Origin of the sequence: Microbacterium sp. VKM Ac-2923, assembly GCF_022815605.1 — a bacterium.
In the GTDB taxonomy this organism is placed as follows: domain Bacteria; phylum Actinomycetota; class Actinomycetes; order Actinomycetales; family Microbacteriaceae; genus Microbacterium.
Window position 1 is genome coordinate 101121 of sequence record NZ_JALGRP010000010.1, and the last position, 12609, is coordinate 113729.

Genomic DNA, 12609 nt, shown 5'->3' on the forward strand with positions numbered 1-12609 from the left:
TACGGCCGTCGCGCGGGTCACGCGGCGGGCTCGACCGTCGTGAGCGACGATTCGGCCCTCGTCGTCGACGACTCATAGGACACCGTGAAGGCGAGATCCTCAGCAGGTTCGACGGCCTCGACGGACATCACGCCGCAGTAGGTGACGTCCTTGCCTTCGCTCGCCTGGGTCGTGACGCTGGCACCGGTCGACGGAACCGTCAGGGTGCAGAGGCCGCCAGACTCCGCCACCTGCGGCACCATCGCCGTGACCTCGAGCCGACCGTCGCGAACCTCCGACGTGACGATGAGGATCTGACCGTTGAACGGCTCGTCGGTCGGAGGTGTCGCTTCAGGACTCACGCCGGGCGAGGGTTCCAGGGTGGGCGTCGGCGACGCGGGGGCCGACGCGGACCCGGACGCGTCGAGAGAGGGGGTGGGAACCGCCGATCCTCCCGGCGTGGCACAGGCCGATAGCAGAAGGAGCCCCGCGAGGGCCGCCCCGGGAAGCATGATGCGAGGGCGCCGGGAGAGGCGGGGGACGGCGGCGGTGACGTGCTTCACGCGATCAGTATGAATGATCCCACCGCTGACGTCACTGCTGAACCGGCTACGCCGTCGCCGTCGCCGTCACCGTCCGCTGACGCGGCGACGCAAACGTCGGAGTCGTGACCAGACCGGCTGGTGCGCGTCGAGTTCGCGGCGCAAATCATCCTGGATGCGCTCGTGCAGAGTCCGCTCGAGCTCGGCGACCCGGGCGTCGATGTGCGTGATCGTCTGTTCGTGCAGCGAGGCGAGGTACAGCGGCAGCCCGACGCCCTCCCGGCTCACCCACTCCGCAAGCGCACGGTCGCGCACGCGTGCGTCGTCGGCCGCGTGCTCGGCGGTCAACGCGAACATGCTGTTCGCGTCGAGGCCCGTGGCATCCGGTCGCTGCGTCCAGAACGCGAGCGCTTCACCGGGAAGGAAGCCGATACGGCCCGACCGGAGGATGCGCAGGTAGAAGTCCCAGTCCTCCACGGCATCGAGGGTCTCGTCGTAGGGGCCGACATCGTCGTGGACGGCGCGGCGGTAGAGCACCGAGATCGGAACCGCACGGTTGACGCTGAGCATCTCGGTGAGGGAGATGCGCTGCATTCCGGCCCAGAACGGCGCCCGCCCCACCTCGATCCACGCTCCCCCGCGCTTCTCCTCGTAGACGATCTCCGTCGGCACCGCCACGGCCGCGTCGGCGGGCGTGGCGTCGAGCCACTCCACGGTGCGGGCGAGGAATTCGGGATGCCAGCGGTCGTCGTCGTCGTGCAGCACGACGTACTCCGTCCCCGCATCGCGGACGCCGAGGTTCGCGGCGACGCAGCGTCCGCCCTCGTCGGGCGCGATGTGACGGACCGTCACCGCGTCCAGTCCGGAGGCGGTCACGACGCCGTCGACCTCGGCGGGGTCTCCCCCGTCGTTCACGACGATGACGCGGAAATTGTCGTACGTCTGCGCGGAGATGTCGACGAGCGCCCGCCGCAGGAAGTCCGGTCGCTGCCGGGTGCGGACGACGATCCCGACGCGCTCTGTCATGCTGACGAGCTTATTGCCGCAAGCCACGGGCGCCGATCAGCGGGCACCCGTCACAACTCCGCGTGCAACGCCCACACGCGCTCGGCCGCGGCATTCCAGGCGAAGCCCTTCGCCCGGTCGCGGGCCAGCACGCGCAGGCGCTCGGCGTCCTCGCCCAGGGCGCGGGAGAGCGCGTCGCCGAGGTCGGCGGGGACGGCGTAGGCGGCCGCGTCGGCGAGCACTTCGCGGTGCACCGGGCTGTCGACCGCGACGATCGGCACCCCGACGGCGAGGGCGTCGACCGCGCGCCACGGCCAGTCGGTGCGGCCGCACGCCGTGACGAACACCGCCGTGTGAGAGAGGACGGCGGCCCGATCCCACCGGTCGAGCGCGCCACGACTATGCACGCGACTCTCGGAGAGACCGGCGGCGGCGGCGATGTCGGCGACGGCCGGCTCCTCCCCCTCGGGGACGTCGAGCACGACCACGTCGCCGTCCCAGCCCGCGGCGACGACCGCGGCGAAAGCGGCGGCGAGGGCATCGGACGGTGCCGCTCCTCCGGCGAGCGCGACGAACGACGTCGGCAGGTCGAGAGCGCGCAGACGCCCCACGGCATCCGAGGGGACGCGCATCCCAGCGGCGGGCGCGCCGCCGATCACGCGCACCTTCTTCAACAGCTTGCTCTTGGCCACCTCGGCCAGGCGCGCAGCCATCGCGTGGGTGGGCACGATGACGGCGTCGGCGTGCTTGGTCACGCGCGACAGCAGGGCCCGGCAGGCGAGGATCTCGGCCTTCGGCAGCTCCTCCGGCGTCTCCCACGCCCGCAGCTCCCACAGCGTGACCACGATCTGGTGCGTCTCGTTGACGCGGTCGTGCCGCACCAGCGGTGCGAGGGCCGTGGGCGAGTGGATCAGGCCCCGGCCGATGCCGGGAGCGACACCGAGCTGCCACGACGCCGCGAGTTCGCGTCGGCGCACGGCCAGCCGCGTCTCGGAGCTGAGGCCGGCGACCGCGGCGGCATCCGGGATCCCCGGCGCGGGCACGATGGCCGACACGTCGCAGCCGCGCGGGGCGGTGGCGATGAGCGCCTCGGTGAGCGATGCCGATGCCTCGGCGAGGTCGGGCGAGGTCGGGGAGACCAGCTGGTCGAGGACGACGCGGAGGGAGACCGTCACGGCGCGGGGTCCTCGGTCGCCTCGGCCGGGTGCAGGGCATCGCGCACCATCTGCTGCACCTGGGCGTAGTCCGGGTCGTACTCGTCGACGCCGCCCTCGGGGGTGAGTTCGAGGGTGTTGATGGACTGGTCCTTCGCCTTCAGCGCGAGATCGACCAACGTGGGCGCGATCAGTCCCTGCGGGAGGTCGGTCTGGACGATGTTCGTGCTGGACTCGGCGACCTGCTGGAACCGCGTCAGAACGTTCTGCGGAGTGAACTGGGCGAGGATCGCCTCCTGCAGCTCGCGCTGGCGTCGCATGCGGTCGAAATCGCTCGTGGTGTACCGCGACCGGGCGTACCACTGGGCCGTGTCGCCGTCCATCTTCTGCGCGCCGGGCTCGATCCACCCGAAGGCCCAGTCGTCGACGGGCTGGCCGTCGTAGGCGGGCCCGCCCTTGGGCAGGCGCTCCTGCACCGTGATGTCGACGCCGCCGAGGGCGTCGATCACGTCGGCGAAGCCCTTCATGTCGATGAGCACGTAGTACGGGATCTGGATGCCGAGGATGCCCTCCGCGGCATCCTTGGTCGCCTCGATGCCCGGCTCGGAGCCGTTCGCCTCGGCGTCGGGGTAGAGCGCGTTGCCGTCCTGGCAGACCTCGACCTCGGTCTTCAGCTGGTTGACGCCGCTCCCCCACCCGCAGGTGGGATCGGCGTAACCCTGGTGACCGTCGGGGTACCTGTCTTGCATCGGCCCGGGCGCGAACGGGAAGTGCGGCATGTCGCGCGGGATGCCGGTGATGGTCGTCGCGCCGGTGTCGGCGTTGACCGACACGACCGAGATGCTGTCGAAGCGCATCGAATCGCGTCCCTCGCCGGAGTCGGCGCCGAGGAGGAGGATGTTGTAGTACCCGTCGGACGGCGGCACGATCGGCCCCGACTGGGTGAAGAGCGACGACAGAGCGTCGCGCGTGCTCCCCGCGATCTGCGCGGCGTAAGCGGCCCCGGAGCCGGAGAGCACCAGCAGACCCACGGCCACGATCGCCATCGCGACCCGCGCCAGCGGCCCGACGCGCACCAGACGTACGAGCCGAAGGGTGTCGATGGTCAGCACGATCCACAACACGATGTAGGCGAGCAGCGCGATCTGCACGAGCGTCAACGGGACCGGCCGGAGCGCGGACAGGAAGTCGGGGAAGAACGACCCGGTCACCACCGTGAACAGACCCGTCGGCCACAGCAGCGCCCCCAGGGCGCCGAGCGCGAGGAGGGTCCACATCGCCAGCGTCGCTCCCAGGCCGATGCGTCCGAGCCGCCGACCGCCGGCGAGCACCTGCGCCGACCCGGGGATCAGGAAGTTGAGGACCACGAGCCACCAGCCGCGACGCGTCATGACCTCGGGCGAGGTGGCGTCGGGATTGCGCAGCGGTCGGGATTCGATGGCCCGGGCCGGCGCACCGGGCCGAGCCGCGGTGAGCGTCACAGGGAGTCCTTGAGTCGCCGGTTCTTCTCCTCGACCTGCGACTCCAGGTCTTTCGCGTAGGCCTCGACGCGGTCGGCGAGCTCGGGGTCGGCGCTGCCGAGGATCCGCGCGGCGAGGAGTCCGGCGTTCTTGGCGCCGTTGATGGAGACGGTGGCGACCGGGATGCCGGCGGGCATCTGCACGATGCTCAGCAACGAGTCCAACCCGTCGAGCGTCGCGAGCTGAACCGGCACGCCGATGACGGGGAGGGCGGTGACGGATGCCAACATGCCCGGCAGGTGCGCGGCTCCCCCCGCCCCGGCGATGATGGCCCGGAGACCCCGTGCGCGTGCCTCTCGGCCGTAGCGCACGAGCTTGTCGGGAGTGCGATGCGCGGAGACCACCTCGACCTCGTGCGGGATGCCGAACTCCGTCAGCACCTGCGACGCGTCGCTCATCACGCGCCAGTCGGAGTCGGAGCCCATGACGACGCCGACCACGGGCGTCTCGGAAGAATGCAGCGGCCGGGTCACCGGTCCAGGCTAGGGGCGCTCGCTGGAAGATCGCGGAACGGCGCGCGACGGGATCAGTCGAAGAACGACGCGGCACCCCGCGCTTCGTACACGATCTCGTCGAGGTCGTCGCCGACGACGTTCACGTGCCCGACCTTGCGACCGGGGCGCGGCGCCTTGCCGTAGGTGTGGATCTTCGCCGAGGGGTGCGCGGCCATGGCCGCGGGGAACCGTTCCGCCAGACCGCCCTCGGCGGGCCCGCCCAGGACGTTGATCATGACCGACCACGGGGCGACGGCATCCGTGGAGCCCAGCGGCAGGTCGAGGACGGCGCGCAGGTGCTGCTCGAACTGGCTGGTGACGGCCCCGTCCTGCGTCCAGTGACCGCTGTTGTGCGGGCGCATGGCGAGTTCGTTGATCAAGATGCGCTGATCGGTCGTCTCGAACAGCTCCACCGCGAGCATGCCGGTGACACCGAGTCCCTCGGCCACGGCGACGCCGATCTCGGCGGCGACCCGCTGCACGCGCTCGTCGGCGCGCGGAGCCGGGGCGATCACCTCGGCGCACACACCCCCGCGCTGCACGGTCTCGACCACCGGATAGGCCCGCACGTCTCCCGACGGGCGGCGCGCCACCTGCTGCGCGAGCTCGCGCGTGAAGTCGACCAGTTCCTCGGCGAGCAGCGCCCCACCACCCGCGTCCTCGGCGAGAGCGGCGAACCAGTCGTCGGCCTCGGTCGCCGCCGACACGACGCGCACGCCCTTGCCGTCGTAACCGCCGCGGGGGGTCTTCACCACGGCGCGGCCGCCGTGGGCATTGAGGAAGTCCTGCAGCTCGGCGGAGTCGGTCACGGCCGCCCAGTCGGGTTGCGGCAGGCCGAGTTCGGCCATGCGGGCGCGCATGACGAGCTTGTCCTGCGCGACGCCGAGGGGAGCCGGGCCGGGGTGCACGGCGACACCCGCGTCGACGAGGGCGGCCAGAACATCCTGCGGCACGTGCTCGTGATCGAAGGTGATGACGTCGACGTCGCGCGCGAACGCCAGCACGGTGTCGGCGTCGCGGTAGTCGCCGACGGCGGTCGCGGCGAGCGCCGCGGACATGCCCTCGTCTTCCGCGAGCACGCGGATCTCGACGCCGAGCTCGACGGCGGGCGCGATCATCATCCGCGCCAGCTGTCCGCCACCGACCACTCCGACTCGCAGCGCCATGCCGCTCCCTCCGTCGGCATCCATTCTGTCGGCATGGCCGCGGGGGCGCGAGCCGGCGGGGGCGCGTCGGCGCCCCTGGGGGGCTTCGACAGGCTCAGCCACCGAGGTTGTGGAGGCGCAACGGGGTCCCTGAGCCCGTCGAGAGGACCGGAACCCGCGGGTCAGAGGCCGACGGAGCCCGAGCCGAACGTCTGCGAGTCGCGGTGCGCCAGGATCTGGTTGACCTCGACCTGGTCGACGAGCGTCTCGTGGACGAGGACCGCGTGCGGGATGTTCTTCAACCGCAGCGCCGGCTCCACGCCGTTGGACAGCGTGAGCGTCCCCGCGCCCCACATCCTCTGCAGGATGCCGCGGCGCAGCTGTATCGCGTAGCCGCGCAGGTGCGAGATCTCGCGGCGGTTCGCCCCGAACGGACCGGATCGCTCGATCACCCGCCGTGTCGTGATCGTCCAGGTGCGCGACAGCCACACGAAATAGGGAAGCACGACGAGCAGCAGCACGAGCGCACCCGCCGTCGACAGCAGCATCCAGTTCTCGTAAGGAGCCGGGAGGTTGTCGTAGAAGTAGGCCGTGGCCCCGGCCACGCCGATCAGCACGATCGCCGACCAGAACAACCGCCGCGCGTGCGACCGCAACCGCGCGATGCGCAGTTCGGGCGCGGCAGCTCCCGGCGCCGGCATGCGCGGGCGACCGAGGGGGGTCGAGGGCTGGCTCACGTCTCCCATTGTGCGACGCGACTCCGATACCGGCCCGGTGCCACGCGGAGACGAGACGAGCGGCCGTCTCAGCGCACGTGGACGACGTCTCCGGCCGACACGATGGTCTCGATGGTGCCCGCCTCGACCACCAGGCGCCCGTCGTCGTCGAGACGCGTGGCCGTGCCCTGCAGCGTCGACCCGTCGGGTAGGGACACGGTGACCTCGCGACCGATGGTCGCGCAGAGCTTCTCGATCTCGTCGTGCACGCGCGCGACGTCATCATGCGCGAGGCGGGCGAGGGTCTTGCCCAAGTCATCGACGTAGTCGGCGAGCAGACGATCGTCGTCGCATTCGGCGCCCACCGCGGCGAACGAGGTCGCCGTGGTCACCGGGAGATCGGCGCGACTCATGCGGGTGTTCACCCCCGCGCCCACAACCACGGTGTCGGCGTCGGCGGGGACGACCTCGGCGAGGATGCCGCAGATCTTGCCGCCGTCGACGAGCACGTCGTTCGGCCACTTCAACTCCGCCGTCGCGCCGTGGCCGGCGAGCTGGTGCCGCACCGCGCGCGTCATGGCGGCTCCGGCGGCGAGCGGGATCCACCCCCGCTGAGCCGGTGGGATCATCGTGGCGTCGACGACCACCGAGACGGCCAGCGCCGTTCCGGCCGGAGCCGTCCACGACCGGTCGAGGCGCCCGCGCCCCGCGCGCTGGTCATCGGTGACCAGCAACGACAGGTGCGGCCAGCCGGCGGGATCGGCGGCGACGGCGGCGACGACGTCGGCGTTCGTGGAGTCGGTGGTCTCGACCACCTGGACGCGGGGACTGCGGGCGGCGGTACGCGGGTATCCGGCGGCGGGGATCGGCATGTGCACACCCTAGGCAACCCACGGGCGCCGTGGCATCCGGTTGCCGGAATCGGCTCGACGACCCGGCGTCGTTCGTGGTCGGATGCCACAGCCCGCGCGGCCGTGCATTGTGCACACCCTCCAACGTCGGCGACGGTGCGGTCGCTAGGGTGGGAAGGGTGACCGACCAGCCCGATCTCTATACGACCGCCGGCAAGATCGCCGACCTGCGCAACAGGTTCCAGGAGGCGGTCGTCGACGCCGAAACGGCGGCCCGCACCAAGCAGCACGCCAAGGGCAAGCTCACCGCCCGTGGGCGCCTCGAGATGCTGGTCGATCCGGGCTCGTTCGTCGAACTCGACGAGTACGTGCGGCACCGCACCACCGCCTTCGGCATGGACAAGTCGCGCCCCTACGGCGACTCCGTCGTGACCGGAACGGGCACCATCCACGGCCGCAATGTCGCGGTCTACGCGCAGGACTTCTCGACGTTCGGCGGGTCACTCGGCGAGGTCGCCGGCGACAAGATCATCAAGGTGATGGAACTCGCGCTCCGCAGCGGCATCCCGATCATCGGCATCCTGGACTCGGGTGGGGCACGTATCCAGGAGGGCGTGGTCGCTCTCGGCAAGTACGGCGAGATCTTCCGCCTGAACACCGCGGCGTCGGGCGTCATCCCGCAGATCTCGCTCATCATGGGCCCCGCCGCCGGTGGTGCGGTGTACTCGCCCGCCCTCACCGACTTCGTCATCATGGTCGACAAGACCAGCCAGATGTTCGTCACCGGCCCCGACGTGATCAAGACCGTCACCGGCGAAGACGTCGGCATGGAGGAGCTCGGCGGCGCCCACACGCACAACACCCGCTCGGGCGTCGCGCACTACCTCGCCGACGACGAGGACGACGCGATCGACTACGCGCGCGGTCTCATCGGATACCTGCCCGACAACAACCTCGCCGAGATCCCCGTCTACGACACCCCCTTCGAGTTCGAGACGACCGACGCAGATCGCGCGCTGAACACCGTCATCCCCGACTCCCCCAACCAGCCCTACGACATCCACACGGTCATCGACGGGATCGTGGATGCGGGGGAATTCCTCGAGGTGCAGCCGCTGTTCGCGCCGAACATCGTGATCGGCTTCGGTCGCATCGAAGGACGCACGGTCGGCATCATCGCCAACCAGCCGTCGCAGATGGCCGGCACCCTGAACATCGACGCGGGCGAGAAGGCGAGTCGCTTCGTGCGGTTCTGCGACGCGTTCTCGATCCCCATCGTCACCCTCGTCGACGTGCCCGGCTACCTCCCCGGCACGGATCAGGAGTGGACCGGCGTCATCCGCCGCGGCGCGAAGCTGCTGTACGCCTACGCCGAGGCGACCGTGCCGCTCGTCACCGTGATCCTGCGCAAGGCCTACGGCGGGGCGTACATCGTCATGGGCTCCAAGCAGCTCGGCGCCGACATCAACCTGGCCTGGCCCACCGCCGAGATCGCCGTCATGGGCGGTCAAGGCGCGGTGAACATCCTGTACCGCGGTGAGATCAAGCGCGCCGAGGAGGCCGGCGAAGACGTCGCAGCCGTGCGAACGCGCCTCGCGAACGAGTACACCTACAACGTGGCATCCCCGTTCCTGGCCGCCGAGCGCGGCGAACTCGACGGGATCATCGAACCCGCCCAGACGCGCGTGTCGATCGCGAAGGCGCTGCGAGCCCTGCGCAACAAGCGCGCGAGCCTGCCGGCCAAGAAGCACGGGAACATCCCGCTGTGAGCGACGCGGACGACGCCCGGGAGGTTCCGCCGGTCGTGGTGGAAGTGGTGCGCGGTGCGCCCACCGAGGAAGAGCTGGCCGCGGCGATCGTCGTGGTCACCGAGGAGTACACCCGCGAGGTCGCCGACGCGACCGCGCCCGACGACGCGGTCCGCTCGCGGTGGGAGCTCAACGCCCGTGGCCTGCGCGAGCCGCTGAACCGCGCAGCGGGCTGGAACGGATTCACGGGCTGACACCGGGCTCCGTGTCCCCCGAAATACCTACAGACGACGGGCGCCGCAACGCGAATACTGGGAGAGCTGGAACGCTTCTTGCGTTCGGTCGGACCGCTCTTCGAGCCGGATCCGGCTTTGCGAACGGTTTTCGGGTAACCGTTCGCCCGGGTGAGGGGCTGGCGAATCGCCGCCCCTCACCCCTCAGCTTCTCCTGACGCCTCGCGCGCCGGACGGTCAGCGCGGGCGGCGGATCTCTCGCCAGAGGTCCACGTTGTCGTCGTCGCCGGCGGCGGCATCGACGCTCGAGCGGCCCACGACGGTGACCGCGACCTGCTCGTCGGGTGATGTGCGGATGATCACGCGTTCCGACACCGACTCCCGCAGGATCGTCGCCAGCTCACGACGGACCTCGGCGAGCTTGCGGCCGTCGAGGCCGTCGAGACCGCCTTCGTCGAACAGGCTGATCGCCGCACCCCGGCACCGCGCGGCGTCGAGTTCCGCGCGCACCTCGTCATCGAGCAAGCGGTTGCCGCGCAACTCGTCGCGCAGCTTGGCCTCGGCCCGGCGGGCCGCCTCTTTGTCGGCGGGGCCGAGATTGCCGCCGTTCTCAATGGTGCGCGACAGGATGGGACCCGCCGTTTGCAACGCCCGCTGCACGTGCAGGCGCCGCTCGCGCTGACGCCCGCTCTGCGACGCCTGCCACGCCGAGGCCGCCTGCTGCAGCTCGGCGAGCTGATCGGCATCCCGGGCGGCCCGATCCAGCGCGAAGATCACCAACTGCGCCGCCGCCACCCAGACGATCGAGCCGATGAGTCCGAGGCTCATGGCCTGCAACGGACCGAGCCAGAACGACGTCGCCACCGTCAGCACCGCGATCCCCGTCCAGGCAGCGACCGGACGCCGACGCGCCATGACGATCATCATCAAGGCGCCGATCGCGCCGATCACCCACGTCACGAACGGCTCGGTGCGTCCTTGCTCCGAGACGGCGAGGAACGTCGCGTTCGAGACGACGACAGCGACGATCAAAGCCAGCACGACCTGCCACGCCGGTGCGCGCGGCGGGGCGGCGGCGGGCGCCGACGGGGACGGACGATCCCGGACGCCGATCGCGAAGATCCAGAGCAACGTCACCGGCAGGTACAGCAGGAGGGCGGCGACGATCAACCAGCCGCGCTCCACCGTCTCGGGCGAGGTCCAGATGAGCCCGCGCGCAGCGAGGTACGCGGTGAGCGCGACGCCCAGGAACGACAGGATCGCGCGGACGGTCACCAGCGGTCCCCGCTCTCCCACTCGAGGGTGACGGTGGTGCCGCCCGCATGGGAGTCGATGTCGCTGCGGCCGCCGACGGCCGCCAGGCGGGCGTGGATCGACCCCCGGATGCCGAGACGGTCGGGCGCGATGGCGGCGACGTCGAAGCCGGAACCGGTGTCCCGCACGCGCACGGCCACCCCACCCGGGGATGCCGAGCCGGTCACCTGCACGGTCAGGCCCTGCGCGTCGGCGTGCTGAACGGCGTTGGCGACCGCCTGGAGAGCGGCGAGCACGAGAGCCCGCGCCACCCGACCCGGCACGCGCGGGGTGCCCTCTTCGAGCTGCCGGACGACGTGCAGCTGCACGCCGAGCTCGCCGGCGGCCGCCTCGATGTCGTCGGCGAGGCGCACCGCGGGCACGGGCTCGTCGCTGCCCTCCAGCGCGTCCTTCTCGGCGTTGGCCAAGCGGGTCAACGCCTCGCGAGCCATGCTGACGGCGAGGGTGCGCTCGCGCGGAGTCGTCGCCCGCTCGGCAGCGAGCAGCGCGCCCAGCACGCTGTCGTGCATGAGCGCCGCGACCGCGACGCGTTCGTTCTCGGTCGCCGCCGTGGCCGCGGCCGAGGCGTAGCTGGACACAGCGGCCGCGCGCGCCCGGTCGACGTTCGTCGCGATCGAGCGATACATCCAGCCCAGAGTGATCAGGACGCTACCGAGGATGAACGCGAACGAGACGTCGAGCGCGACGGTCACGACGAAGTCGCCGTCGCCTCCGGCCTGCAGCAGGCGCACGACGCCGTAGAGCAGCGGCGTCACGACTATCCACGCGATCTGAAGCCCGATCGGAAAGGCCACGATGCTCGCCACGGTCGCGACGTTCACCAGGAAGAAGATCCAGGGATCCTCGGTGGGCGTCGGCGCGGGGCCCCCCGCCGTCGCCACCGGCCACACCGACAGCGTGAGGACGAACACCACCGCGAAGATGCCCGAGAAGATCCGCGCGAACCGGCCCACGATGCAGGCGACGATCATCGCGACGAGCGGAACGAAGATGGCGACCACGAGCGGCACGTGCCATTGCGCGGCCTCGTCGGGGGAACCGGCCGCCGCGGCGAAGGCCTGGGCGCCGAGCACGAGCGAGCCGAAGCCGACGATGAGAGTCATCACCCGCTCGATGCGAGCCTGCGTGAAGGACCCCTGGTCGGCTTGACTTTCGCGGGAGGTGGGAATGCGCCCCCACGCCTCGTCGAGCACCGACCTGCGGAGGTCAGCCATGGGGGGATGCGTCATCGGGAGCGTCCTGCAGGATGCCGTCTTCCATCGCGCGTCGGAGCAGATCGACCTTCGTCGGCGCTGGCCTGCCCACCTCGACGTACTTCACCCGCACGCGGGTGATGTTCTCTTTGGCGGTCGAATACGCCACGCCGAGACGTTCGGCGACGGCTTTCAGCGGCAGACCTGCCGCGTACAGCCGCAGCACCTCTCGCTCACGAGCCGAGAGCTGGGCGTTGGCGAACTCGCGATCGCCCTCGACGGCACTGGCCCACTCGACGTTGTCGATGAGTTCGCCGCGCGCGACGGTGACGATGGCACCGAGCACCTCATGGGTCGGCGACGACTTGCTGACGATGCCCGCGGCCCCCGCGGCGAGCGCCTCGCGCACGGCCGCCGGGCGGTCGGCGACGCTGTGGATGATGACGCTCGACCCGTCACGCACGACGCGGTCGACGTTCTCCGACACGGTCGTGCCGTCGCCGAGCGTCAGGTCGAGCACGACGACGTCGGCGGGTGACGCCACCGCGGCTTTCCGCCAGGCGAGGTACGCCGCGACGTTGGATCCGGAGAAGACGACCTTCGTCGATTCGGTGCGGGCGAGAGCCGCCTCCAACCCGAGCCGAACGGACTCGTGATCATCGATGAGAGCGACGCGGGTCATTTCCACATCGTATCCACGCAGCGCGGTTCGATG

13 protein-coding genes are annotated in these 12609 nt (G+C 70.9%); 2 read left to right on the plus strand and 11 right to left on the minus strand.

What is annotated here, in order from left to right; translation table 11 throughout:
- Positions 1-17: 17 nt before the first annotated feature.
- From MT347_RS15065 to MT347_RS15100, 8 genes are all read right to left on the minus strand, one after another.
- Positions 18-542, minus strand: coding sequence for a hypothetical protein (locus MT347_RS15065; protein WP_243502099.1), 525 nt, complete (start codon positions 540-542; stop codon positions 18-20).
- A gap of 66 nt (positions 543-608) precedes the next feature.
- Entirely contained in the window at positions 609-1547 is a 939-nt protein-coding gene (locus MT347_RS15070; protein ID WP_243502101.1) for a glycosyltransferase family 2 protein, read from the minus strand.
- 50 nt (positions 1548-1597) lie between these two features.
- A complete protein-coding gene (locus MT347_RS15075; RefSeq protein ID WP_243502103.1) occupies positions 1598-2701 on the minus strand; it encodes a glycosyltransferase in 1104 nt (367 codons plus the stop codon).
- Positions 2698-4161: an LCP family protein gene (locus tag MT347_RS15080; protein WP_374206544.1), complete on the minus strand. Its 1464-nt coding sequence runs from the start codon at positions 4159-4161 to the stop codon at positions 2698-2700. Before MT347_RS15080 ends, MT347_RS15075 begins: the two co-directional genes overlap by 4 nt.
- On the minus strand, positions 4158-4625 hold the full coding sequence (purE, locus tag MT347_RS15085) for a 5-(carboxyamino)imidazole ribonucleotide mutase (RefSeq protein ID WP_243502149.1): 468 nt from the start codon (positions 4623-4625) through the stop codon (positions 4158-4160). Before purE ends, MT347_RS15080 begins: the two co-directional genes overlap by 4 nt.
- 101 nt (positions 4626-4726) lie before the next feature.
- Positions 4727-5860, minus strand: a complete 1134-nt coding sequence (locus MT347_RS15090) for a 5-(carboxyamino)imidazole ribonucleotide synthase (RefSeq protein ID WP_243502105.1) — start codon at positions 5858-5860, stop codon at positions 4727-4729.
- A 161-nt stretch (positions 5861-6021) separates the two neighbouring features.
- Positions 6022-6576, minus strand: coding sequence for a PH domain-containing protein (locus tag MT347_RS15095; RefSeq protein WP_243502107.1), 555 nt, complete (start codon positions 6574-6576; stop codon positions 6022-6024).
- 68 nt (positions 6577-6644) lie between these two features.
- Complete coding sequence (locus tag MT347_RS15100; RefSeq protein ID WP_243502109.1) at positions 6645-7427, minus strand: biotin--[acetyl-CoA-carboxylase] ligase; 783 nt, start codon at positions 7425-7427, stop codon at positions 6645-6647.
- Positions 7428-7585: 158 nt separating this feature from the next.
- Here MT347_RS15100 and MT347_RS15105 point away from each other — a divergent pair, with 158 nt between their 5' ends.
- Together MT347_RS15105 and MT347_RS15110 are read left to right on the plus strand one after the other, a co-directional pair.
- The gene (locus tag MT347_RS15105; protein ID WP_374206545.1) at positions 7586-9175 is read left to right on the plus strand and encodes an acyl-CoA carboxylase subunit beta; all 1590 of its coding nucleotides are present in this window, start codon (positions 7586-7588) and stop codon (positions 9173-9175) included.
- Positions 9172-9408: an acyl-CoA carboxylase epsilon subunit gene (locus MT347_RS15110; protein ID WP_243502113.1), complete on the plus strand. Its 237-nt coding sequence runs from the start codon at positions 9172-9174 to the stop codon at positions 9406-9408. Before MT347_RS15105 ends, MT347_RS15110 begins: the two co-directional genes overlap by 4 nt.
- 216 nt (positions 9409-9624) lie before the next feature.
- Here MT347_RS15110 and MT347_RS15115 read toward each other — a convergent pair whose 3' ends face one another.
- From MT347_RS15115 to MT347_RS15125, 3 genes are read right to left on the minus strand one after another with little or no spacing between them, the layout of a single operon-like run.
- Positions 9625-10662, minus strand: a complete 1038-nt coding sequence (locus MT347_RS15115) for a hypothetical protein (RefSeq protein WP_243502115.1) — start codon at positions 10660-10662, stop codon at positions 9625-9627.
- Positions 10659-11915, minus strand: a complete 1257-nt coding sequence (locus MT347_RS15120; protein ID WP_243502117.1) for a sensor histidine kinase — start codon at positions 11913-11915, stop codon at positions 10659-10661. Before MT347_RS15120 ends, MT347_RS15115 begins: the two co-directional genes overlap by 4 nt.
- Complete coding sequence (locus MT347_RS15125) at positions 11908-12576, minus strand: response regulator transcription factor (protein ID WP_243502119.1); 669 nt, start codon at positions 12574-12576, stop codon at positions 11908-11910. The genes MT347_RS15120 and MT347_RS15125 overlap by 8 nt, the downstream gene beginning before the upstream one ends.
- Positions 12577-12609: the final 33 nt, after the last annotated feature.